This window comes from Klebsiella sp. 4_1_44FAA (genome assembly GCF_000238715.1).
Classification (GTDB): domain Bacteria; phylum Pseudomonadota; class Gammaproteobacteria; order Enterobacterales; family Enterobacteriaceae; genus Klebsiella; species Klebsiella pneumoniae.
In genome coordinates, this window is the sequence record NZ_JH414799.1 from 1,041,432 (window position 1) to 1,064,436 (window position 23,005).

Annotated in this window: 26 protein-coding genes and 1 pseudogene; 7 read left to right on the top strand and 20 right to left on the bottom strand. The window is 56.4% G+C overall.

What is annotated here, in order from left to right; translation table 11 throughout:
• Positions 1–3 precede the first annotated feature (3 nt).
• The 6 genes from HMPREF1024_RS15620 to potA form a co-directional block, all read right to left on the bottom strand.
• On the bottom strand, positions 4–786 hold the full coding sequence (locus HMPREF1024_RS15620; RefSeq protein WP_009308418.1) for a YgcG family protein: 783 nt from the start codon (positions 784–786) through the stop codon (positions 4–6).
• On the bottom strand, positions 783–1,244 hold the full coding sequence (locus HMPREF1024_RS15615) for a DUF3592 domain-containing protein (RefSeq protein WP_009308419.1): 462 nt from the start codon (positions 1,242–1,244) through the stop codon (positions 783–785). Before HMPREF1024_RS15615 ends, HMPREF1024_RS15620 begins: the two co-directional genes overlap by 4 nt.
• Before the next feature lie 149 nt (positions 1,245–1,393).
• Positions 1,394–2,440 carry a spermidine/putrescine ABC transporter substrate-binding protein PotD gene (potD, locus tag HMPREF1024_RS15610; RefSeq protein WP_004140590.1) on the bottom strand — a complete coding sequence of 349 codons (1,047 nt, stop codon included), beginning with the start codon at positions 2,438–2,440 and terminating at the stop codon, positions 1,394–1,396.
• Complete coding sequence (potC, locus tag HMPREF1024_RS15605) at positions 2,437–3,222, bottom strand: spermidine/putrescine ABC transporter permease PotC (protein WP_004150813.1); 786 nt, start codon at positions 3,220–3,222, stop codon at positions 2,437–2,439. The genes potD and potC overlap by 4 nt, the downstream gene beginning before the upstream one ends.
• Positions 3,219–4,076 (bottom strand): spermidine/putrescine ABC transporter permease PotB, encoded by an 858-nt coding sequence (potB, locus tag HMPREF1024_RS15600; protein WP_004150812.1) that lies wholly within the window; start codon positions 4,074–4,076, stop codon positions 3,219–3,221. The genes potC and potB overlap by 4 nt, the downstream gene beginning before the upstream one ends.
• Entirely contained in the window at positions 4,060–5,196 is a 1,137-nt protein-coding gene (gene potA, locus HMPREF1024_RS15595; RefSeq protein ID WP_004147966.1) for a spermidine/putrescine ABC transporter ATP-binding protein PotA, read from the bottom strand. Before potA ends, potB begins: the two co-directional genes overlap by 17 nt.
• A gap of 258 nt (positions 5,197–5,454) precedes the next feature.
• Between potA and pepT the strand changes: the two are divergent.
• Together pepT and HMPREF1024_RS15585 are read left to right on the top strand one after the other, a co-directional pair.
• Positions 5,455–6,688, top strand: a pseudogene (pepT, locus tag HMPREF1024_RS15590) (peptidase T).
• Between the two features lie 400 nt (positions 6,689–7,088).
• The gene (locus HMPREF1024_RS15585; protein ID WP_009308421.1) at positions 7,089–7,580 is read left to right on the top strand and encodes a transposase; all 492 of its coding nucleotides are present in this window, start codon (positions 7,089–7,091) and stop codon (positions 7,578–7,580) included.
• A 137-nt stretch (positions 7,581–7,717) separates the two neighbouring features.
• Here HMPREF1024_RS15585 and HMPREF1024_RS15580 read toward each other — a convergent pair whose 3' ends face one another.
• From HMPREF1024_RS15580 to phoP, 3 genes are all read right to left on the bottom strand, one after another.
• On the bottom strand, positions 7,718–8,839 hold the full coding sequence (locus tag HMPREF1024_RS15580) for a cupin domain-containing protein (RefSeq protein WP_004176560.1): 1,122 nt from the start codon (positions 8,837–8,839) through the stop codon (positions 7,718–7,720).
• Positions 8,840–8,924: 85 nt separating this feature from the next.
• Positions 8,925–10,391, bottom strand: a complete 1,467-nt coding sequence (phoQ, locus tag HMPREF1024_RS15575; RefSeq protein ID WP_004147969.1) for a two-component system sensor histidine kinase PhoQ — start codon at positions 10,389–10,391, stop codon at positions 8,925–8,927.
• Positions 10,391–11,062, bottom strand: coding sequence for a two-component system response regulator PhoP (phoP, locus tag HMPREF1024_RS15570; RefSeq protein ID WP_004150807.1), 672 nt, complete (start codon positions 11,060–11,062; stop codon positions 10,391–10,393). The genes phoQ and phoP overlap by 1 nt, the downstream gene beginning before the upstream one ends.
• Before the next feature lie 283 nt (positions 11,063–11,345).
• Between phoP and HMPREF1024_RS15565 the strand changes: the two genes are divergently transcribed.
• Both HMPREF1024_RS15565 and HMPREF1024_RS15560 read left to right on the top strand, forming a co-directional pair.
• The gene (locus HMPREF1024_RS15565) at positions 11,346–12,152 is read left to right on the top strand and encodes an AraC family transcriptional regulator (RefSeq protein ID WP_004179353.1); all 807 of its coding nucleotides are present in this window, start codon (positions 11,346–11,348) and stop codon (positions 12,150–12,152) included.
• Between the two features lie 83 nt (positions 12,153–12,235).
• Positions 12,236–12,598, top strand: coding sequence for a cupin domain-containing protein (locus HMPREF1024_RS15560; protein WP_009308422.1), 363 nt, complete (start codon positions 12,236–12,238; stop codon positions 12,596–12,598).
• A 54-nt stretch (positions 12,599–12,652) separates the two neighbouring features.
• Here HMPREF1024_RS15560 and purB read toward each other — a convergent pair whose 3' ends face one another.
• Genes purB through rluE form a run of 5 tightly spaced genes read right to left on the bottom strand, consistent with a single transcriptional unit; the run spans position 12,653 to position 17,011 of the window.
• The gene (gene purB / locus HMPREF1024_RS15555; RefSeq protein WP_009308423.1) at positions 12,653–14,023 is read right to left on the bottom strand and encodes an adenylosuccinate lyase; all 1,371 of its coding nucleotides are present in this window, start codon (positions 14,021–14,023) and stop codon (positions 12,653–12,655) included.
• A gap of 3 nt (positions 14,024–14,026) precedes the next feature.
• The gene (gene hflD, locus HMPREF1024_RS15550; RefSeq protein WP_004140557.1) at positions 14,027–14,668 is read right to left on the bottom strand and encodes a high frequency lysogenization protein HflD; all 642 of its coding nucleotides are present in this window, start codon (positions 14,666–14,668) and stop codon (positions 14,027–14,029) included.
• 54 nt (positions 14,669–14,722) lie between these two features.
• A complete protein-coding gene (gene mnmA / locus HMPREF1024_RS15545) occupies positions 14,723–15,829 on the bottom strand; it encodes a tRNA 2-thiouridine(34) synthase MnmA (protein ID WP_004150803.1) in 1,107 nt (368 codons plus the stop codon).
• Positions 15,830–15,885: 56 nt separating this feature from the next.
• Positions 15,886–16,344, bottom strand: a complete 459-nt coding sequence (locus HMPREF1024_RS15540; protein ID WP_009308424.1) for an NUDIX hydrolase — start codon at positions 16,342–16,344, stop codon at positions 15,886–15,888.
• Positions 16,345–16,360: 16 nt separating this feature from the next.
• Positions 16,361–17,011, bottom strand: a complete 651-nt coding sequence (gene rluE / locus HMPREF1024_RS15535; protein ID WP_004150801.1) for a 23S rRNA pseudouridine(2457) synthase RluE — start codon at positions 17,009–17,011, stop codon at positions 16,361–16,363.
• Between the two features lie 240 nt (positions 17,012–17,251).
• On the opposite strand from rluE, the gene icd reads away from it, so the two are divergent.
• Entirely contained in the window at positions 17,252–18,502 is a 1,251-nt protein-coding gene (gene icd, locus HMPREF1024_RS15530) for an NADP-dependent isocitrate dehydrogenase (RefSeq protein WP_004150800.1), read from the top strand.
• Positions 18,503–18,774: 272 nt separating this feature from the next.
• Here the strand turns inward: icd and HMPREF1024_RS15525 are convergent, their stop codons facing one another.
• From HMPREF1024_RS15525 to HMPREF1024_RS31270, 4 genes are all read right to left on the bottom strand, one after another.
• Positions 18,775–19,488 carry a helix-turn-helix transcriptional regulator gene (locus HMPREF1024_RS15525; protein WP_004140538.1) on the bottom strand — a complete coding sequence of 238 codons (714 nt, stop codon included), beginning with the start codon at positions 19,486–19,488 and terminating at the stop codon, positions 18,775–18,777.
• Complete coding sequence (locus HMPREF1024_RS15520) at positions 19,485–19,877, bottom strand: hypothetical protein (protein WP_004190914.1); 393 nt, start codon at positions 19,875–19,877, stop codon at positions 19,485–19,487. Before HMPREF1024_RS15520 ends, HMPREF1024_RS15525 begins: the two co-directional genes overlap by 4 nt.
• A complete protein-coding gene (locus HMPREF1024_RS15515) occupies positions 19,870–20,193 on the bottom strand; it encodes an antibiotic biosynthesis monooxygenase (RefSeq protein ID WP_004150797.1) in 324 nt (107 codons plus the stop codon). The genes HMPREF1024_RS15520 and HMPREF1024_RS15515 overlap by 8 nt, the downstream gene beginning before the upstream one ends.
• Positions 20,194–20,312: 119 nt before the next feature.
• Positions 20,313–20,489: a hypothetical protein gene (locus HMPREF1024_RS31270; protein WP_020805510.1), complete on the bottom strand. Its 177-nt coding sequence runs from the start codon at positions 20,487–20,489 to the stop codon at positions 20,313–20,315.
• Here HMPREF1024_RS31270 and HMPREF1024_RS32075 point away from each other — a divergent pair.
• Positions 20,437–20,622, top strand: a complete 186-nt coding sequence (locus HMPREF1024_RS32075; RefSeq protein WP_004140532.1) for a hypothetical protein — start codon at positions 20,437–20,439, stop codon at positions 20,620–20,622. The genes HMPREF1024_RS31270 and HMPREF1024_RS32075 overlap by 53 nt on opposite strands.
• A gap of 20 nt (positions 20,623–20,642) precedes the next feature.
• On the opposite strand, the gene HMPREF1024_RS15510 is transcribed toward HMPREF1024_RS32075, so the two are convergent.
• Together HMPREF1024_RS15510 and HMPREF1024_RS15505 are read right to left on the bottom strand one after the other, a co-directional pair.
• On the bottom strand, positions 20,643–20,870 hold the full coding sequence (locus HMPREF1024_RS15510; RefSeq protein ID WP_004140530.1) for a DUF1272 domain-containing protein: 228 nt from the start codon (positions 20,868–20,870) through the stop codon (positions 20,643–20,645).
• A 112-nt stretch (positions 20,871–20,982) separates the two neighbouring features.
• The gene (locus HMPREF1024_RS15505; RefSeq protein WP_004140529.1) at positions 20,983–22,176 is read right to left on the bottom strand and encodes a zinc-dependent alcohol dehydrogenase; all 1,194 of its coding nucleotides are present in this window, start codon (positions 22,174–22,176) and stop codon (positions 20,983–20,985) included.
• Positions 22,177–22,797: 621 nt separating this feature from the next.
• Here HMPREF1024_RS15505 and HMPREF1024_RS15500 point away from each other — a divergent pair.
• Positions 22,798–22,983: a general stress protein gene (locus tag HMPREF1024_RS15500; protein ID WP_004150795.1), complete on the top strand. Its 186-nt coding sequence runs from the start codon at positions 22,798–22,800 to the stop codon at positions 22,981–22,983.
• The last annotated feature ends 22 nt before the right edge of the window (positions 22,984–23,005 follow it).

Below are 23,005 nucleotides of genomic sequence, written 5' to 3' on the forward strand. Positions count from 1 at the left end.
TTCTTATCTTCGCTTTCGCGTCCACAGTAAGGTGGCCAGAAATGTGCTAACTCCGATGATTGTGGCCCACAGCGGAGCGACTCGGTTTAAAGTGTGGACGCCTGAGCCAAAGTACAGGCACAATGCCTGATAACATAAGTTGCCGCAGGCCATGGCGAACGCAAATTTCAGGGCATAACGCAGGCGGGTGGTGTAACGGAATATCCAGGTGCAGCACATAAACACCAAGATCCAGAGGAGAAAGCCCAGAGGATGGCCTGGGAAATCATCCTGATGGGGATTTTCCGATGATGCATACCAGGTTAGCGATGGCGTGGGCTGTTGTAGTAATGCCGCTTGTAATACGTCCAGCGCAGTGTTGATTCCCTGGAACCACAGGCCATGCTGTAGGTAAGCGCTGGTGTGATTTACGATGATGGTTAAGGCGCGGCTGGCTTTGAGGCGAGGCTGGAGCGCAGAGGAGCTGAGCAGATATATCTGCTGGCTATCAGCAGTGACGATCAGCAGTATACTGTTGTGATCCATATCAGTGATGGGATGAGCGACTGCCTGAAGTTCAGAATTATTTGCCGGGATAATATTTTCCTGATGGGTGAACAAAATGTAAACTGTGATCCCCGTATTCTGTTGAAAGCGTTCAGCGCGATCGATGATATCTTTTTTTCCCGTTAGTAGCCCTGTGGTATCAGTGACAGATCCCGTGAGAGAGGGGAAGGGAGCTGCATAAGCTGGATGAACAAATATAAAAGTACATAGGCAAATTAGCAGGGAAAAGGTATTTTTCATTGCACAATCCTCTGTCCTTTTGCGGAGGATGGACGGATAAGCAAACTGGCTCCTGAAAAGGCGAGTCCAATAATACCGATGATGCCCCACTTAAAAAAATTAATCCATATATTGTATATTTTAGCTTCGTACGGTTTTCCTGGTGGATAAATCACGTCAACCGTAGTGCCTTCACTTTTTTCATACAACGAACTGCTGGTTTTTGACGTAAAAATGAGAGTAACCTCGTTGGAAGGGCGGAAAGCAACGACGGGGAACCATGACTTAGCATTACGGGATACGCTATTGCGTCGATATGGGTTGGGTTTACGCTGCTGGGTATCGACGATAATGCCAGTGGTATGTATTACGTTGCCTATTGAATGGCGTTGGTAATAATAAATAACGGCAGAAATAAATATCATGACCAAGCCAAGGATGAGAAAGATATAATAAAGCGTGCGATCATTTTTTTTCATGCGTATCAGTCCTTGTTACACATATGAATTTTGATTATTGAAAGCGCGTGATACCTGCAATTGGCTTCTGTTTAGAAATTTTAAAGAAAGGGTAGATTAGCAAAAATAGGTTAGTCGGGTAAACAACGTTTACCCGACTAATAATAAACTTAACGGCCCGCTTTCAGCTTCTGGTAATACTCTTCATAAATGGCGCTGGCGCTGCCGACGTCATTCTGCCATTCGCCTTTCTCAATGGTCGCAGCATCCGGATAGAGCGATTTATCGTTGGCCACTGCCGGGCTGAGCATCTTGCGCGCCGCAAGGTTCGGCGTCGGATAACCGATGGTTTCAGCGACCTGTTTGGCGACATCCGGGCGCAGCAGGAAGTTAATCAGCTTCAGCGCGCCGTCGACGTTTTTGGCGTTCGCCGGGATCGACAGGCTGTCCATCCAGAAGATGCCGCCCTCTTTCGGCCAGATCACTTCCAGCGGAGTACCTGCCTGGCGGGCGACGTAAGCCGAGCCGTTCCATACCATCCCGAGGTTCACTTCGCCTTCCATATACGGGTTCGCCGGGTTATCAGAGTTAAACGCTGCGACGTTGGGCATCAGCTTTTTCAGCTCGTTATAGGCGGCTTCAATCTCTTTCGGGTCGGTGGTGTTGCCGGAATAGCCCAGCTTACGCAGCGCCATCTGGAACACTTCGCGCGCGTCGTCGGTCAGCAGCAGGCTGCTTTTGTATTCCGGCTTCCACAGGTCGGCCCAGCTGGTGATAGTTTTCGGGTCAATCGCCTCGCTGTTGACGCCGATGGCCGTCGCCCCCCAGATATAGGGGATGGAGTAGTCGTTATTCGGATCGAACGGTTTATTCAGCATCTGCGGATCGAGGTTGCTGAAGTTAGTCAGCTTGCTCTTATCGATCTTCTGCAGCATGCCTTCTTTGCGCATCTTGTCGACAAAGTAGGTCGACGGGACGACCAGGTCGTACGCGCCGTCTTTATAGGTTTTGAGCTTGGCGTACATGGTTTCGTTCGACTCGTAGGTCGAATAGATAACCTTGATGCCGGTCTCTTTGGTGAACTGCTCCAGCAGGCCCGGCGGCACATACTCGGTCCAGTTATAGAAATAGAGCGTTTTGCTATCGTCCGCGTGCGCAGCGCCCATGCCGATTGCCAGAGCGCTCGCCGCGAGCAGGTGGCGTGACCATTTTTTCATTTTAACGTCCCCTGAGTTTTATCACGTGCAATTAACTGACTGGCGATGACCATCACCAGCGACAGAACCAACAAAATCGTGGCCAGGGCGTTCACCTCTGGCGAAACGCCAACCTTGACCATCGAATAGATCTTCAGTGGCAGGATTTCATACCCCGGACCGGTCACGAACGAGGAGACTACCACGTCATCCATCGACAGGGTGAAGCTCAGCAACCACCCAGCGGCTACCGCCGGCAGGGCCAGCGGCAGGATAATTTTGCGCAGGATGGTCATCTCGCTGGCGCCCAGATCTTTCGCCGCCTCCAGCATCCGCACGTCAAAGCCTTTCAGGCGGGAGTAAACGGTGACCACCACAAACGGCAGGCAGAAGGTGATATGCGAAAACAGCAGCGACCAGAAACCAAGCTGGACGCCGATCAGCATAAACAGCACCAGCAGAGAGATGGCCATCACAATATCTGGCGACATCATCACCACAAACAGCATGCCGCTGACAAACGGTTTGCCGCGAAAGCGGTAACGGTACAGCGCCACGGCGGTCAGCGAGCCGATAAGGGTGGCGAAGGTCGCCGACAGCACCGCCATGGTCAGCGAGTGCTGGGCGGCCTGCAGCAGGCTATCGTTGTTCATCAGCAGGCTATACCAGTCGGTGGTGAACCCCTGCCAGTTGATGCCGAAGCGCGACCGGTTAAACGAGTTAACGATCAGAATAATAATAGGGATGTAGAGATACGCGTAGATGGCGGTCATAAAGCCGCCGCGCAGCAGTCGACCGATCATTCCAGCTCCACCTTTTTATTCAGCAGGCGCGCCGCGCGCCAGTAAATCAACAGCATCAGGCCCATCACCAGGGTTAAGGTAATGCTGGTTGCCGCGCCGAACGGCCAGTCGCGGATATTGAGGAACTGGCTTTTGATCACGTTGCCGATCAGCAGGTTCTTGGCGCCGCCCATCAGGTCGGAAACGTAGAACAACCCCATCGCCGGCAGCATCACCAGCAGACAGCCGGCGATGATCCCCGGCATGGTCAGCGGGATGATAATGCGGATAAAGGTCTGCAGCTTGCTGGCGCCGAGATCTTTCGCCGCTTCCAGCAGCGGGCGATCCAGTTTCTCAATGCTGGAGTAGAGCGGCATCACCATAAACGGCAGCAGGATGTACACCAGGCCGATGATCACCGCCGAGGGGGTGAACATAATGCGTATCGGGGTGTCGATCACCCCCAGCCACAGCAGAAACTCGTTCAGGTAACCTTTAGTGCTGAGGAAAATCTTCAGCCCGTAGATGCGGATCAACGAGTTGGTCCAAAAAGGGACGATCAGCAGGAACAGCAGCAGGGGCCGTACCTTCTGCGGCAGCCGGGCGAGGAACCACGCAAACGGATAGCCAAGCGCCAGGCAGGCGAGGGTCGCCAGCAGCGCCATGTTTAGCGAATGCAGCAGAACGTCATAATAGAGCGGATCCAGTAGCCGCGAATAGTTATCCAGCGTGAAGACCAGTTTGACGAAGTTGGCATCGTCGCGGGTCAAAAAGCTGGTGGCGATGATCATCAGGTTGGGCAGGAAGACAAACAGCACCAGCCAACCGACGATAGTAGCGATCACCACATTCTGGAATTTACTGGTGTTCTTCATCGGCCAGCACCACCTCCCAGCTTTCCACCCAATTGATAGACATTTTCTGGTCAAGAGAGTGGTCGAAATCCGGGTCGTCTTCGTTAAAGAACTCGCTGACCATCACCATTTTGCCGTTCTCCAGTTCCACCACCGACTCCAGAGTCATGCCTTTATAGTTGCGCTCGCGGACATAGCCGATCAGGCCGTCGGCGTCGCTGTTATGGTGGATCTCGTCGACGCGCAGATCTTCCGGGCGCAGCAGGACATGCAGACGCTGGCCGGCCTCCACGGCAAAATTGACGGTGATGTTGCATTCCCGTCCTTCAACGCGGGCGCGCACGCGCTGTTCGTCGAGACGTTCAATTACCGTGGCGTCAAAGATATTGATCTCGCCGATAAAGCTGGCGACAAACAGGTTCTTCGGCTCTTCGTAGATCTCTCGCGGGGTGCCGTCCTGTTCGATTTTGCCATCACGCATCACCACGATGCGATCGGACATGGTCAGAGCCTCTTCCTGATCGTGGGTGACGAAGACGAAGGTGATCCCGAGCTTACGCTGCAGCGCTTTCAGTTCGTTCTGCATCTGCTTGCGCAGCTTGTAATCCAGTGCCGAAAGAGACTCATCGAGCAGCAGCAGACGCGGTTTGTTGACCACCGCGCGGGCGATGGCCACGCGCTGCTGCTGGCCGCCGGAGAGCTGGTGCGGTTTGCGCTGGGCAAACGCCTCCAACTGCACCATCTTTAAGGCATCCATCACCCGTGGGGTGATTTCCGCCGCCGGTGTTTTCTGCATCCGCAGGCCAAAGGCGACGTTCTCGAACACCGTCATATGCGGAAACAGGGCGTAGCTTTGGAATACGGTATTGACGTGGCGGTTTTCCGCCGGAACATGAGTGATATCGTGATCTTCGAGATGGATCCGTCCGCTGTCGACGTTTTCCAGGCCGGCAATAAGGCGCAGAACGGTGGTTTTACCGCAGCCAGAGGGGCCAAGCAGAGTGAGAAACTCACCATTGTTGATGGTCAGGTTAAGGTTGTCGATGACCGTTTTACCATCAAAGCTCTTGCGAATTCCCGCCAGATGCACCAGCGGCGAACGCGAACGCGGTTGTATATTCAATTTTTGACTCTGTCCCATGTAGACGCAACGGCAAATTTCCGGCCGCTGCGGGGTTTGTGATTAACCACCTTTGGGGTTGCACGTTTTTAATAAGGGCCAGCATTCTACGGCAAACGAGGGTAATCGCCAATCCTTGATACGCCCGCATAGTCTACCTTTACACCATAACGTCGGTTCCGTTATTAAATTTCGCTTTACGGGCTAAAAATGACCTGACGCAATATTTGTCTTTTCTGGCTTATGAATAATGTTGTCACAAAAGAAGAGGGTGGCTACATGGATAAATTGCTTGAGCGTTTTTTTGCAGTACGTTTCTTTGGACACGCAGTCAAAGCCTGGCGTTCGTCAGGTCCCCAGCACGGAAGGGCAGTGGAAGCTGTTACGCCTGTTGCAGGCGCAGCTGGAAGAAATGGGACTGGTCAAGGTAACGCTGAGTGAAAAAGGGACGGTAATGGGAACTTTGCCCGCTAACGTTGAGGGCGATATCCCGGCCATCGGTTTTATCTCCCACGTCGACACCTCCCCGGATTTCAGTGGTAAAAACGTTAATCCGCAGATTGTTGAAAACTATCGCGGCGGCGATATCGCGCTGGGTATCGGCGATGAGGTGCTCTCCCCGGTGATGTTCCCGGTTCTGCATCAGCTTTTGGGACAGACGCTGATCACCACCGACGGGAAAACGCTGCTCGGGGCGGACGACAAAGCCGGCATTGCCGAAATTATGACCGCGCTGGCGACCCTGCAGGCGAAAAATATTCCTCATGGCGATATCCGCGTGGCCTTCACCCCTGATGAAGAGGTGGGTAAAGGGGCGAAGCATTTCGACGTCGAGGCCTTTGACGCCCGCTGGGCCTATACCGTCGACGGCGGCGGGGTCGGCGAACTGGAGTTTGAAAACTTCAACGCCGCCTCGGTGACGATAAAAATTGTCGGTAATAACGTGCACCCCGGCACCGCGAAAGGGGTGATGGTCAACGCGCTGTCGCTGGCCGCGCGCATTCATGCCGAAGTACCGGCCGATGAAGCGCCGGAGACCACTGAAGGCTATGAAGGTTTTTATCATCTCACCAGCATGAAAGGCAGCGTCGATCGGGCCGAGATGCATTACATCATCCGCGATTTTGACCGTAAGCACTTCGAGGCGCGCAAGCGCAAGATGATGGAGATCGCCAAAAAGGTCGGCAAGGGACTGCACCCGGACTGTTATATTGAGCTGGTGATCGAGGACAGTTATTACAACATGCATGAGCAGGTGATCGCCCATCCGCACGTGGTCGATATTGCCCGCCAGGCGATGGTGGACTGCGATATTGAACCGCAGATGAAGCCGATCCGCGGCGGCACCGACGGCGCGCAGCTCTCATTTATGGGACTGCCGTGCCCAAACCTGTTTACCGGTGGCTACAACTATCACGGCAAACATGAGTTTGTCACCCTGGAAGGAATGGAGAAAGCGGTGCAGGTGATCGTGCGTATCGCCGAGCTGACGGCGGCACGCAAAGGGCATTAATCTTCTCAGGCGGCCCGGTAAGGCCGCGTGTCGGACAAGATGCCGGATGGCGGCTTCGCCTTATCCGGCCTACGATCCAGCCGGTGACCGCGGGACCCGTAGGCCCGGCAAGCGCAGCGCCGCCGGGCGGTGAACAGCAGAGCGGGTGCCTGTCTTTATGCCGGATGGCGGCTTCGCCTTATCCGGCCTACGGTCCAGCCGGTGAGCGCGGAACCCGTAGGCCCGGCAAGCGCAGCGCCGCCGGGCGTTCGACATTAGAGCGGGTCCTGTCTTTATGCCGGATGGCGGCTTCGCCTTATCCGGCCAACGGTTCAGCCGGTGACCACAGAACCCGTAGGCCCGGCAAGCGCAGCGCCGCCGGGCAAAAGCGATAAGGCTAATACTGAGGAGGGAACCTCACATGTCTGATTATCGTCGCAGTTATATCCCTGGCGGCTGCTGGTTCTTCACCGTTAACCTGCAAAATCGGCGCAGCGATCTCCTGACGCGACATATTGTTCATCTGCGTGCCGCTATAGCGTCTGTTAAAAGCAAAAAACCTTTTCTGATTAACGCCTGGGTGGTTTTACCAGAGCATATGCACTGCATCTGGACCCTGCCTGAGGGGGATACCGATTATTCCGGTCGCTGGCGGGACATTAAAAAAATGTTTACCCGAGCGCTGGCGCAGCGCCATATCTGGCAGCCGCGATTCTGGGAACATGCCATCCGTAATGAAGAAGATTACCGACGGCATATGGATTACGTTTATATCAATCCCGTTAAGCACGGTCATGTCCGTCGGGTGCAGGATTGGCCGTATTCGACCTTTCATCGCGATGTGCGCCGGGGATGGTATCCGCCGGATTGGGCGGGTGAGGTAAGCGAATTTGATGCAGGCGAGAGGAGATAATACTCGGGTAAGACATTGCCGCCATCGAAACCACAAAGTGCCGGATGGCGGCTTCGCCTTATCCGGCCTACGGTCCAGCCGGTGAGCGCGGAACCCGTAGGCCCGGCAAGCGCAGCGCCGCCGGGCAGGATGATGGCTCAGTCGCCAAAGAACCAATAGCCGCTGTTGACCAGCGCTGCCAGCATGGCGAGGAAAGAAGGATCTTCCAGCGCATCGCCAAAATGGTCGGCGCGCAGCGTCAGATGGGTGGCTAAGGCGTCCAGCGCCGGACGGTGCGGGGAGTTGATCTTCTCGCCGTTAACGAATACCTCGCCGTCAATGCGCAGCACCCGCAGGCCGCCCAGGCGTTCCAGGGTATCGCCCTGCTGCAGGGCATCGTAAATCTCATCTGGCTGATACGGCGGCTCCGGCGGCGCGACGTCGAGCTCATGACGCGACTGGGTGATAAACTCGCCGAACCACTGCTTAAAGTGCTCCGGTTGGTTAATCAGACCCAGCATCATCTCGCGCAGGCGGTCGAGTTCGGTCGGTAAAATATCCGCCGGATGGTCGCGGGACGGCACGTCCGGATCGGCGTAGCGCTGGCTGCCCAGTTCGCGCTGAAGGACATAGTCGGCAAAGCCGCTAAACAGCTCGCGGGCATTCGGCGCGCGATAGCCGACCGAATAGTTAAGCGAGTTTTCCAGCGAATAACCCTCATGCGGGAATCCCGGCGGAATATAGAGAATATCGCCAGGCTCCATCTCTTCATCGATGATCGCCTCGAAGGGGTCAACCTGCAGCAGGTCCGGATGCGGGCAGTGCTGTTTCATCGGCACCTTTTCCCCAACGCGCCAGCGCCGACGGCCGGTGCCCTGAATGATAAACACATCATACTGATCCAGATGCGGGCCGACGCCGCCTCCCGGCACCGAGAAGGAGATCATCAGGTCGTCGATACGCCAGTCCGGCAGGGCACGGAACGGATGCATCAGCGCTGCGGACGGTTCATGCCAGTGGTTAACCGCCTGCACCAGCAGGGACCAGTTGTTTTCGCTCAGGTGATCGTAGCTTTCGAAAGGACCGTGACTGACCTGCCATTTTCCATCCTGATGGCTGACAAGGCGGCTATCGACCTCGCTCTCCATGGCCAGTCCTGCCAGTTCGTCCGGGCTTAGGGGGTCGATAAAATTGGCGAAGCCGCGCTTCAATACCACCGGCCGTTTTTGCCAGTAGCGTTCGATAAAGTCGGGCCAGTTAAGCGTTAATTGATAATCCATATTGATATTCCACTGCAGGTGTCTGACAGGGATTATAACGGATGCGGCGCCCTGGCGATGCAGGCGCCGTGAAAAATCTCAACGATTAACTCTGTTTATCTTCCATCTGCTGGCGGCCAAACACCACCTCCATGCAGGCGCCGCCGAGCAGGCTTTCCCCGGCGATGATCTCTCCATCATATTGTTCGACAATTTCACGCGCAACGGAGAGCCCTACCCCCTGGCCGGGACGCAGGGTATCAGCCCGCTGGCCGCGGTCGAAAACGGCCCGGCGCTGGCTCTGCGGGATCCCCGGCCCATCGTCTTCCACCAGGATGTGCAGATGGCTGTCGGTGGTCTGGCGCACGGAAACTTCCACGAACTCCAGGCAATACTTACAGGCGTTATCAAGAACGTTACCCATCACTTCCATAAAATCGTTCTGCTCGCCGACAAAAGTGATCTCCGGCGAGATGTCGAGCGAGATATTGACCCCTTTGCGCTGATAGACCTTGTTGAGAGCGGAAGTCAGGCTGTCAAGCAGGGGGGCGATCGGGTGTAATTCCCGGCTCAAGAGGGTGCCGCCGCTGCGCATGCTGGCGCGATGCAGGTAATAACCAATCTGCTGCGAGATGCGGCTTATCTGCTCCAGCATCACCGGCTCCGCCTCGTCGACGCTGATCTTCTCGCCGCGCAGCGAGCGCAGTGTACTCTGCATCACCGCCAGCGGCGTTTTCAGACTGTGAGTGAGATCGGTGAGGGTAGTGCGGTATTTGTCATAGCGTTCGCGCTCGCTGCGAACCAGGCGGTTGAGGTTGCTGACCAGCCGGGTCAGCTCGCGAGTGGTGTTGGGATTGAGCTTTTCGCGGTGATGTTCCTCCAGTTCGCGCACCTCTTTGGCCAGCGACTCAATGGGCCGCAGGCTCCACCAGGCGGCGACCCACAGCAGGGGGATCACCAGCAGCAGGTTGGCGGCCAGCACATAGACAAACCAGCTCCACACCATATAGCTGCGCTTGAGCTCCACCGGAATGGTGTCGACAACCACAATGCTGAGCTGAGGCATTTTGCTGGTGGCCGGGTAGAGGTTGATCGCCACCGAGTGGGTCATCTCAGAGTCGTCGCCCTGTTCGCGGATAGCGTCCAGCTGTTCCTGAATCTCATGGTTATTGCGCAACAGCATACTGCTGCTGTCGACATCGGCTTCAATCTCATGGAAGCCATTGCGTTTCAGCCATTCCGGTTGAATGCGTTTCGCCAGCCAGGGAACATCACGCTGCGCCCACAGCAGTTTGCCCTGCTCATCGTAGATAAGGGTCACCGTCGGGCTTTCCATATTCAGGTTTTCCGGGATATCGACGTCAATAGCGCCGTTTTCCCATCTCGCCAGCATATAAAAGAGATTGCTCTCGCCGCGCAGCAGGCGAAAGGTGGTTTTATCGAAGCTAACGCTATAGCCCACCAGGGCCACCATGCCGTAGGCCAGGGAGAGCACCAGCACCACCCCGGCGGTCGCCAGCAGGAAGCGAACCCGTAATGACAGCGGGAAGATATGCCGCAACAGTCCCTTCATCAGCGCAATTCGAACAGATAGCCCTGGCCGCGCACCGTGGTGATGACGTCCTGTGGGTATTCAGCCTGAATTTTCTTGCGCAGCCGACCCATCAGCACGTCGATGGTGTGGCTTTCTCGCAGTTCGGCATCCGGGTAAAGCTGGAGCATCAGCGAATCTTTGCTGACCACTTTGCCGCGGTTACGGATCAGGGTTTCCATAATGGTGTATTCAAAGGCGGTCAGCTTGATCGGCTGGTCATTCACCGACAGCTCGCGCCGGGAGAGGTCGACCTGGAACGGCGGCAGGGAGATCACCTGCGAGGCCAGACCGCTGTTACGGCGCAGCAGCGCCTGCATGCGGGCGGCAACCTCTTCAATATGGAAAGGCTTGGTGACGTAATCATCCGCCCCGGCGCTCAGCACTTCCACTTTATCCTGCCATCCTTCGCGGGCGGTCAGCACCAGCACCGGCAGCGACACGTCGTGGCTGCGCCAGCGGCGGATCAGTGATAAACCGTCTTCATCCGGCAGGCCGAGATCGACGATGGCGATATCCGGGAGATGTTCGCCCAGATAGTAGTCCGCTTCCCTGGCATCTTCCGCCGCATCGACCTGATGGCCCAGCTCCTGCAGCTGAACTTTGAGGTGGTGACGCAGCAGGGCATTATCCTCAACCACGAGTACGCGCATGGCTGTTCTCCCTAGCATTTTCGATAGTAGTCTGACGCTCATTATATACGCAAAATATAAACGGCTGTTAAATAAAGCTTTTTATAAAAAGGGCCCCTGATGCCCCCGGGCTGGCCAGCATTCGGCGGCGCCCTTTGCGCATACTGCATGGAACTCCTTCATTCTATGCGTAATTTCAGTAAACGCCCAGCGGCAGGATGCGAACGGCGAGCGGGTTGGTGATGTTAATTTTTTGTGTAATAGTGCTGGAATCACCCCTCAAGAACGTCGCAGGTTATCCATTATGTCTCAGCAGCAGAGCGCGGACTGGGTCAGGCTGGCGCAATCGCCCAGCCGGACGGAACGCATCGAAGCCTTCTTCGGCGGCCACGGCTATGAGCCGCACCGGCATGATACCTACGCCATCGGCCAGACGATCGCCGGCGTGCAGAGCTTTCACTATCGCGGCGGACTCCAGCACAGCCTGCCCGGCGGAACGATGGTGCTTCATCCGGACGAAATACACGATGGCGAGGCGGGCACCGAGGCGGGGTTTCACTACCGCATGGTTTATATCGAACCGGCGCTGATCCAGAAGATACTCGGCGGCAGGCCACTACCGTTTATCCCCGACGGCTTGTCGGCGGATCCACGGCTACGTCGCGCCGCGCAGCCGCTGTTGAAAGCGGTCACGGATACCTTCGAGCCGCTGGAGGAAGAGGACGCCCTGTACGACCTGGCGCAGACCCTGGCCGTTGTCGGCGGCCAACGTTCCCGTCGCCAGGCGTTTGATTATCAGGCGGCGGAGAGGGCCCGGGAGTATATCCATGCCTGTTTTATGCAGGATATGACCCTCGACACCCTGTCGCAGGTCAGCGGCCGGGACCGCTGGAGCCTGAGCCGGGATTTCAGAACGCTGTACGGCACCAGCCCGTGGCGCTACGTCATGATGCGCCGGCTCGATTTTTGCCGCCAGCGGATGCGCGCCGGGGAGCGTCTGGTGGATATTGCCGCCGACGCGGGCTTTGCCGACCAGAGCCACATGACGCGCCAGTTTATCAGCCGCTTTGGCCTCTCTCCGGGGCGCTGGCTGCGGGCGATCCGCGGATAAGGCGGCGCAGGTTGCACAATCGTTCAAGCGTCAACGCGGCGAGGCGAACTATGCTGACTGCCTTTATCACAAGGAGACAGCCCATGTATCAACTCGTTAATCTTGCTCATAAATTTTCCCTGTTCAGCGAACAATGGCAGCCCAAAGTGGTGGCTGAAATGAACGACTATCAGTTCAAGGTCGTGCGCATCGCCGGCGACTTTATCTGGCACAGCCACCCGGAAACCGATGAGACATTGATGGTGGTGGAGGGGGTATTGCGCGTGGACTTCCGCGACGGGCATGTGCTGGTGAAGGCCGGGGAGATGATCGTCGTGCCGCGCGGGGTGGAACATAAGACCTCGGCGGAGACGGAAGCGAAGCTGATGCTGATTGAGCCGCGCGGGGTGTTGAATACCGGCCAAGAGGGCGGCGAGCGGACGGCGGTGAACGACGTTTGGATCTGATCGCTTTCCGGCGATAAAACGCCCCTCTTTCCGGCGGAAAGAGGGGCAGGGCGATTACTTCAGCTCGTCAACCATGGTGATTGCCCGACCGATATAGTTGGCCGGGGTCATCGCTTTGAGACGCACTTTTTCCTCTTCCGGCAGGGCGAGGCTGTCAATAAACTGCTTCATCCCTTCCGCGTCCACGCGTTTGCCGCGGGTCAGCTCTTTCAGCTTCTCGTACGGTTTTTCGATACCGTAACGACGCATCACGGTCTGGATCGGCTCAGCCAGTACTTCCCAGTTGTGATCCAGTTCGTCCAGCAGGCGATCCTGGTTCAGCTCCAGCTTGCTGATCCCTTTGAGGGTGGACTGATAGGCGATCAGCGCATAGCCGATGCCCACGCCGAGGTTACGCAGAACGGTGGAGTCGGTCAGGTCGCGCTGCCAGCGGGAAACCGGCAGTTTGCTGGCCAGGTGCTGCATGACCGCATTGGCCAGGCCGAGATTGCCTTCGGAGTTTTCGAAGTCAATTGGGTTCACCTTGTGCGGCATGGTGGAGGAGCCGATTTCCCCGGCGATGGTTTTCTGTTTGAAGTGGTTGAGCGCGATGTAGCCCCACACGTCGCGATCGAAGTCGATCAGAATGGTGTTGAAGCGCGCGATGCAGTCAAACAGCTCAGCGATATAGTCATGCGGCTCGATCTGCGTGGTGTACGGGTTCCACTGAATACCCAGCGAGGTAACGAACTCTTCGCTGAACTGATGCCAGTCGACTTCCGGGTAGGCGGCGATGTGGGCGTTGTAGTTACCCACCGCGCCGTTGATTTTACCGAGGATTTCCACCTGGTTCAGCTGACGATACTGCCGCTCCATACGGTAGGCGACGTTCGCCATCTCTTTACCCATGGTGGACGGCGTTGCCGGCTGGCCGTGGGTACGGGAGAGCAGCGGCACATCGCGATACTGGGTCGCCAGATCTTTTACCGCGTCAATCAGCTTGCGCCAGTAAGGCAGAACCACTTCGTCGCGGGCGGTTTTCAGCATCAGCGCGTGGGAGAGGTTATTGATGTCTTCAGACGTACAGGCGAAGTGAATAAACTCTGATACCGCGTGCAGCTCGGCGACGTCAGCGACTTTTTCTTTCAGGAAATACTCTACCGCTTTCACGTCGTGGTTAGTGGTGCGCTCGATGGTTTTGATGCGCTCCGCGTCTTCAACGCTGAAATCGGCGACGATTTTATCAAGGAAACCGTTTGCGTCGGCAGCAAAAGCAGGAACTTCCTTGATCGCTGCGTGGGCGGCCAGTTTTTGCAGCCAACGTACTTCCACCTGAACGCGGAATTTCAGCAAACCGAATTCGCTGAAGATACCGCGCAGCGCGCTGACTTTATCGCCGTAGCGGCCGTCTACAGGGGAAACGGCGGTCAGTGAGGATAATTCCATAGATCACAACTCCGGGGTTAAATGAGCAAGAATTTGCTTTGCCTGGTTAACCAGACGATTACGGGAAAACATAAGCTGCAGACGTCCGCCGCCCACCTGATGCCAGAGCACCGCGGCGCGAATACCCGCCAGCAGCGCTGAGCGAACTTTCGCCTGCACCTGCGGGCTTTGCAGCACGGCAGGGGAGCCGGTCACCTGAATACGCGGCCCCAGCGGGCTTATCACATCGACATAGATGCCCGCCATGGCGCTGAGCAGCGTTTCGGACTGCAGGTCAAAGTGTTCCAGCTGACGGTGCAGGCCGGCGATGCGGTTGCCGAGCGTGTCCATCGCCCCTTTACTGGCGGCGAGCTTGCGCTCCAGCACCATCAGGCTCAGGGTATAGCGGGTGAGTTCCGCATTGAGGCCCTGACGGCTGCTGGTATTGAGCACCCCGAGCAGCGTTTCAAGACCGAGGCGAAGATTGGCTTCACTGCCACCGAACACCGCCAGCGTCGACTCAGGATCGAGGTCGATGATGCTGTTCAGCGACACATGCAGGGCATCGCTGTCGCAATGTCCCTGATGCGCCAGTTGCTGAACCAGTCGCGCCGCCTGGCAAACGCCAGCCAGCGCCAGGGTGATGTCATAGTAATTCTTCGCCACACATACTCCTTGTCAGCCGCCAGGGCGGTTCGTCCCGGCGGAAATAACGCGCGTTCAGGACTGCAGAGGCAGTCGTTGTTCAATAATTCCGCCGCCGAGGCATACTTCCCCTAAATAGAACACTGCGGACTGGCCCGGGGTCACCGCCGCGACCGGCTCATCGAAGCGGACTTCGATACGGTCTTCATCCAGCGCGGTAACGGTGCAGGGGATATCGGTCTGGCGATAGCGGGTTTTCACCGTGCAGCGCAGGGTGCCCTGCAGCGGTTCACGGTTTACCCAGTGCAGCTGTTGGGCAATCAGACCGACGGACATCAGGCGCGGGTGGTCATGGCCCTGGGCGACGATAAGAATATTATTCTCAACGTCTTTATCGACCACGTACCATGGATCTTCGCTACCCTCTTTGGTGCCGCCGATACCCAGCCCTTTACGCTGGCCCAGGGTGTGGTACATCAGCCCCTGATGAGTACCGATCTCCTCGCCGTCGACGGTGAGGATTTTGCCCGGCTGCGCCGGCAGATAGCGGCCAAGGAAATCGCGGAATTTACGCTCGCCGATAAAGCAGATGCCGGTGGAATCTTTTTTCTTCGCGGTGATCAGATCCAGCTCTTCGGCGATCTTACGCACCTGCGGTTTTTCCAGCTCACCCACCGGGAACAGGCTCTGGGCAATCTGCTCGTGGCTAAGGGTGTAGAGGAAGTAGCTCTGATCTTTGTTGCCGTCGAGGCCGCGCAGCAGCTGGCTTTTACCGTCGACATCGGCGCGGCGCACATAGTGCCCGGTGGCGATGTAGTCGGCGCCGAGGTCTTCGGCAGCAAACTCGAGGAAGGCTTTAAATTTGATCTCTTTATTGCACAGAATATCCGGGTTCGGCGTGCGGCCGGCTTTGTACTCTTCCAGGAAGAGCTCAAAGACGTTATCCCAATATTCGGCGGCAAAGTTAACGGTGTGCAGTTCAATGCCCAGCTTATCGCAGACCGCTTGCGCATCGGCAAGGTCGGCGGCGGCGGTGCAGTATTCCTCGCCGTCGTCTTCCTCCCAGTTCTTCATGAACAGGCCTTCCACCTTATACCCTTGCTGCAGCAGCAGGTACGCGGAGACCGAGGAGTCGACGCCGCCGGACATGCCGACGATCACTTTTTTCTGGCTTTCTGACATGGAAATACTCGCTACATTGAACTTCGAGGCGGCGTATTCTAGCACGCGCTCACCGTTCATTCACCCCCTGTGAACGGCCAGTTAAATGCGCCAATCAGCGACAGCGGCTGCCGCGGGTCCTGCAGGTAGCAGCAAATGCTTTCGGCAACCAGCGGCGAGCGCAGGTTCGGCGCGTTAAGAATTTCCTCAGCACTGAGCCACAGGCAGCGATCGATATCGCTGTCGTGTGGTTCAGTGGCGCACAGATCGCTAAGTTCGATGGCGAACAAGAAGCGCAGAAACGGCGTGTTATCGGGAGCCAGCCACTGATGCATGCGGATGAAGTGCTGCGGCGTGGCGCGAATGCCGGTCTCTTCCCACAGTTCACGTTCGGCGGCCTGCAGCAGCGTTTCATTGGCCTCGAGATGGCCGGCCGGCTGGTTCCACAGCGCTTTGCCGTTAATGGTTTCTTCGACGATGAGAAATTTATCCTGGGCGTGAACCACGCAGGCAACGGTGACATGAGGTTTAAACATCGCTTTTCCTTTTCAGTTATTCGGCTTTGCGCCAGTCGCCGTTGGCCAGTCCGTCGAGGGTATAGCCGCCCATGGCGTAGCGGATCAGCCGCAGGGTGGGGAAGCCGACGTGGGCGGTCATCCGGCGCACCTGGCGGTTGCGTCCCTCGTAGAGCGTGATTTTCAACCAGCGGGTGGGAATCGATTTGCGCTCACGAATCGGCGGGTTGCGCGGCCACAGCCAGACGGGCTCCTCGACAAGTTCTACGCCGGCAGGCAGGGTGGGGCCGTCGTTAAGGGTGACGCCGTCGCGCAAGGCGGTCAGCGCCTCGGGCGTGGGTTCGCCTTCCACCTGAACATAGTAGATCTTGCCGGTGCGCTTACCCGGCTGGGTCAGCTTCGCCTGCAGCGCGCCGTCGTTGGTCAGCACCAGCAGGCCTTCGCTGTCGCGATCGAGCCGACCTGCGGCGTAAACGCCCGCCACCGGAATAAAATCTTTCAGCGTGCTGCGCCCGGCTTCATCGGTAAATTGCGGCAACACATCATAGGGTTTATTGAACAAGATCACAGTTTTTGGCTGGCGTTCTTTACGTTGTCTGGTGACTTGTTGTGTGCTGAATCGCTCAACGCGATGTTTTCTAAATGAAGTTTTCTGCATGGTATTTTCAGGCTTTATCAATTGCCGCATTATAGCCTAATTACGAATGCCTTTCATGGACGCAAACATTCAGGTAGTATTGACATGCTCATTACAAATTATTAACAAAAAATTGCTCAAACCGATTCGCACTACAGGCAGGAAGGCGACACGGACGCGATAGCTCCGGTTAGCGGGAAGACCCGGTACGCCGAAGCTGGCCGACTCAGCCAACACCAGGCTCGCGTGAAGAGGGAAGAGCAGAACCAGAAGCGCTCGAAGGAGAGGTTAATGGAAAGCAAAGTAGTAGTTCCGGCGGAAGGTCAAAAAATCACCCTGCAAAACGGCAAACTGAACGTCCCTCACAATCCGATTATCCCGTTCATTGAAGGTGACGGTATCGGCGTTGACGTTACCCCAGCGATGCTGAAAGTGGTTGATGCCGCCGTTGAGAAAGCCTATAAGGGCGAGCGTAAAATTTCCTGGATGGAAGTTTACACCGGTGAGAAATCAACCCACGTCTATGGCCAGGACGTCTGGCTGCCAGCTGAAACCCTCGATCTGATTCGTGACTACCGCGTTGCTATCAAAGGTCCTCTGACCACCCCAGTCGGCGGCGGCATCCGTTCTCTGAACGTGGCGCTGCGCCAGGAGCTGGACCTCTACGTCTGCCTGCGTCCGGTACGTTACTACCAGGGCACCCCGAGCCCGGTTAAACACCCGGAACTGACCGATATGGTTATCTTCCGTGAAAACTCAGAAGATATCTATGCCGGTATCGAGTGGAAAGCCGACTCTGCGGAAGCAGACAAAGTCATCAAATTCCTGCGCGATGAGATGGGCGTGAAGAAAATTCGCTTCCCGGAACATTGCGGTATCGGCATCAAGCCGTGCTCTGAAGAAGGCACCAAACGCCTGGTTCGCGCCGCGATTGAATACGCGATCACTAACGATCGTGATTCCGTCACTCTGGTGCACAAAGGCAACATCATGAAGTTCACCGAAGGCGCCTTCAAAGACTGGGGCTACCAGCTGGCTCGCGAAGAGTTCGGCGGCGAGCTGATCGACGGCGGCCCGTGGGTGAAAATCAAGAACCCGAACACCGGCAAAGAGATCGTGGTGAAAGACGTGATCGCCGATGCGTTCCTGCAGCAGATCCTGCTGCGTCCGGCGGAATACGACGTTATCGCCTGTATGAACCTGAACGGCGACTACATCTCTGACGCCCTGGCGGCGCAGGTTGGCGGTATCGGTATCGCCCCGGGCGCCAACATCGGTGACGAGTGCGCGCTGTTCGAAGCGACTCACGGTACTGCGCCGAAGTATGCCGGCCAGGACAAAGTGAACCCGGGCTCCATCATCCTGTCCGCAGAGATGATGCTGCGCCACATGCAGTGGTTCGAAGCCGCAGACCTGATTGTCAAAGGCATGGAAGGCGCTATCGCCGCCAAGACCGTAACCTATGACTTCGAACGTCTGATGGAAGGCGCTAAACTGCTGAAATGCTCAGAGTTTGGCGACGCGATTATCGCGAATATGTAATCCCGTTGGTGGATTAAGTAAAAGCGGGAGCCGATGGGCTCCCGTTTTTTTTCGCCTTCAGGCAATTATTCTGCCGGACGCTTGAAGCATTAGGCGATGGCGAATGTCCCGCAGCGCAACGTTCAACAAAGCTATATACCTCATGACAGGGAGAGATCCATTTGCCGTAAGAGCTCGCATGAAAACGGATTGCACGCCAGGCGTCATACTGATGGCCCGACCGGCTTAAACCGGTGCCGTTCGGCGAAAATGTGCTGTAGCCTAAACTCAGGCTATCCGCTCACTTTCAGATTAAACAGCCGGGACAGCGCCGCTCTGCCGCTATCCGTCACTTGTACTTCCCGATATCCCGGCGCGCGCGTTATCCATCCTTTTTGCAGGAACAGCGTCATTAGTGCCGAGCCGGCGTCGCCTCCCAGATGAAAACGTCTTTCGCTCCAGTCGAGACAGGGGCAGCAGGGCTTACGCCGTGGGCGGGCGTTCAGTACTGCGCCAAGGCGTTCAAGCTGGGTTTTACCGGCTGACGTCAGGGCCAGGCCATCTGCCGCCAGCCATTTTTCCCTCAGCATAAATTCATAAATATTGACCGCCAGCTCGCCCGCCAGATGATCGTAGCAGGTCCGGGCGTAGCGAAGATTAACCGGCGTGCTGGGGAGAAGCGTCTTATGCGCTTGCATAGAGACGCCCATCAGGTTTTCCAGCAGCCCGGCAATATGCGAGCCCGCCAGGCGGTAATAGCGGTGGCGCCCCTGCGCGAGACACACCACCAGTCCGTTGCTGAGCAGCCGGGCAAGATGGCCGCTGGTGGTGGAGGCGGACACCTCGGCGACCGTACTGAGTTCGGTTGCCGTCCATGCGCGCCCGTCCATCAGCGCGCAGAGAATACTGACCCTTGACGAGTCAGAGAGGGCGGAGGCCACCATCGCCATAGCTGTTTCCAGCGCCTCCTCTGGCTCACTGTCTTGCTGCGGTTTCAGGAGATTCATTCAGAAAGTATGGCCCATTTTTTGGTCACTTCCGCTGCCCGGGCGTCATCATCGGTAAGGAGAATGAGCCGGTTACGGTGGTCGCTGTACTGTACCAGAATATTAATACCATTATGGGCCAGGGTGTCCGCGATGTCTCCCAGTTCCCCAGGACGTTCCTGAGGTAACTTTCGTATCAGAGGACGGCATACATTGCTGACCGTAAAGCCGGCCTCGGTCAGCACCCTGCGGGCTTTCTCACCGTCTTCCACCAGAAAATGCGCATGTCCGGCATCAGGCGTGGTGAATACGCCACCGCCTTCGAGCCCCACGCCGTTGTTACCCAGCGCCATACCCATTGCGCCAAGCGAGCCCGGCGAGTTGCTGAGAATCACGTGAATGTCATACATCCGACTGTGCTCCCCGATCCGATGCGTAATCCCGGAACACGCGGGCGACGCGTATTCTGTAGTATGAAAAAATCGATGCTTTGCCTTCGCGCTGGGCAGCCAGATGCCGCTCATTTTGCTGCCAGTTGGCCACCGAGGCTTCATCTTCCCACCAGGATAACGAGAGTATTTTGCCGGGCGTACTCAGGCTCTGAAAGCGCTCGATGGCAATAAACCCCGGCGTGTCTGATAGCAAAGGCGTCAGCCCGGCCGCCAGCTGAAGATATCTTTCCTGTGCTTGTGGTAAGGCGTCGGCCTCAAAAAGTACCGCAATCATAACTCTGCTCCATGGTGAATTTCCCTGCAGTCTACTGACGGCCAGAGCAGGAAGCTTCGGTATGCAGCGAAATATGCCAGGCAGGAGATCAACGATTGCAACGGAAATGCTCCCAGGCGTTATTGCGATGGTGAATAAAAAAGAACGCCAGCCATGCGATACGGCAGCCTGAGCGCACAGGGCTGGCTGAGTTTTAGTGAAATCGCGATGTGGGGGGATAAACCCTGACGGCTGCGGCTATCGATGAAAGCGATCGCCGACGGGCAGTACGGGCGGGAAAGCCGTTTTACTGACATGCAGAATATGAACCCGGAAACGCTCGCCCGGACTAGCGAAGCGCCGCCGGGCGATAATCGAAAGAGCACGTTGTCTGCCACCGGTCACGCCTTCAGGCTCCGCGCTCTCCTCGGGCGTGGATTTTTACCTTAGCCGGGAGACCTGCGTCTCGCCTACTGTGCATGGCGGCGCAGGGTGGAGGCGGGGTGGCGCCGCAGCGCCTCTTCGGGACGCACAGGGCGCCGCACCAGTTCGCCGCCGCAGTTCGGGCAATGTCCGTTCAGTCGCGTCGTCATGCAGTCCCGGCAAAAGGTGCACTCGAACGAACAGATAAACGCCTCGGGTGAGTCTGGCGGCAGATCTTTATCACAGCATTCGCAATTCGGACGTAACTCGAGCATCAACTTCTCCTCTGGTGAACGGCTATATCAGCGACGGCGGGCCAAAGCACGCTATGTTTATATCATGCCGCGATCGGTCCGCCGAGAATTTCCTTGCGCGGTAATCGCCTTCTCAGAGGGTCGCTTTCCCGGGCTGCATTCCCGGTACGAGGATCACTTTGCGGCACGCCTCTTCACGTTTCTCAAAGATCTGATAGCCGCGCGCGGCCTCCTCCAGCGGCATATGGTGAGTGACAATCTCCTCCGGGGTAAGCAGCCCTTGCTCAATAAGCGCCAGCAGATCCGGCAGCCAGGCGTGGACGTGGGTTTGTCCCATCCTGAAGGTCAGTCCTTTATCAAAGGCATCGCCAAACATAAAGCCGTGGATGAAACCGGCGTAAACCCCGGGTACGCTGACGATGCCGCCGCGGCGCACGGCGGCGATGCACTGGCGCAGGGCTTTTCCGCTGCTCCCCTCGATTTTCAGGGTGCTGAGGACGGTTTCCGTAAGGCTACCTTTCGCCTCGAAGCCCACGGCGTCGATCACCGCGTCGACGCCGCGATGGCCCGGCGTGTTATCGATAATCCACTGCGCAGGATCGTCATGGTGGTCAAAGTTTATCGGGATCGCGCCATAGCGTTGTTGCGCGAAATCGAGTCGGTAATCGTTATGATCGATGATAAATATCTGTTCTGCGCCATTGAGCCTGGCGCAGGAGGCGCAGAGCAGGCCTACCGGGCCGGCGCCAAAAATAGCCACGCTACTGCCGGGTTTGACCTCGGCGTTTTTAACCGCCTGCCAGGCGGTGGGCAGAATATCTGACAGAAACAGCACCTTTTCATCGGGTAAGGTGTCTGGCACTTTAAACGGTCCGGTATTGGCTTTGGGGACCCGTACATATTCCGCCTGGCCGCCCGGGATCCCGCCGTACAAATCGCTATAGCCAAACAGCGCCGCCGGTGGCGAAATGCCTTTTCGATTGAGCGTCGCTCCCTGGCCGCTATTGGTGCTTTCGCAGGCGGCATACTGCTGCAAGCGACAAAAGAAGCAGTCTCCGCAGGCGATGACAAACGGGATAACCACCCGGTCGCCTTTGCGGACCGCGGTGACCTCGGAACCGGCTTCCACCACTTCCCCCATAAATTCATGGCCGAAAATATCACCATGGTGCGTGCCGGGGATCTTTCCGCGGTACAGATGCAGATCGGAACCGCAAATCGCTGTCGCGGTGACGCGCAGAATAATATCGTCCGCTGCCTCAAGAGCCGGGTCAGGCATGGTGTCGACGCTGACATGATGCGGGCCGTGATAAGTGAGTGCTTTCATAGAATATTCTCCTCGAGAGAAAGGTTGACAGCATGCGGTTCTTTGGCCTGGTGAACGGCTGCTATCGTCACCGATAAATCATCGTAAAAAATAAAGCGTAGAGTACTAATAATAGAACTGCGTGATATTCCATGGGCTGAATATATTCCACGCTTCGCTTATTTCCCGGCTGGTCTGTTCGAGTTATTTGCCTATTGCCCTTATGTGTGCCAGTATTAATCGGGCATGATATTCGCTCCATTTTGTTTGCTAGCCGCTTCCCCAGCGGCTTTTTTTATCCGTAAAATCAGGGAAAATTCTTAATTTCCGTCTGGCAAAGGACAATGCTGCCGCTTCGTTATATAACCCAACGGTAGTAATCCTCCGGTATAGATAATTATTTGCCGCAGAGGTGATCTGCATACATTATTTCCCTGAACACAGTGAGTTAGCGGCAAGGTGCCGTCTGGTTATTTTTGAGGTGTCTTGTAGAATTATTCCGAATTACTGCTAAAAGGTGTCGAAAAAACGGAATAATAATTTGACTAACCAGCATTACCCGCTAGATTTAAATATCGAACGACGAGTGATACGGAATATTTTCGTATCGTACTGACATAACCGATATACATGAGGTGAAATATGGCAGAGCATCGTGGTGGTTCCGGTAATTTTGCTGAAGACCGTGAAAAAGCTTCTGAAGCAGGTCGTAAAGGTGGTCAGCACAGCGGCGGGAACTTTAAAAATGATCCGCAGCGTGCGTCCGAAGCGGGTAAAAAAGGCGGACAGAATAGCCACGGCGGTGGCCGCAAGTCCGATAATTCCTGATTATCCTTTTCCTTGCACCCTG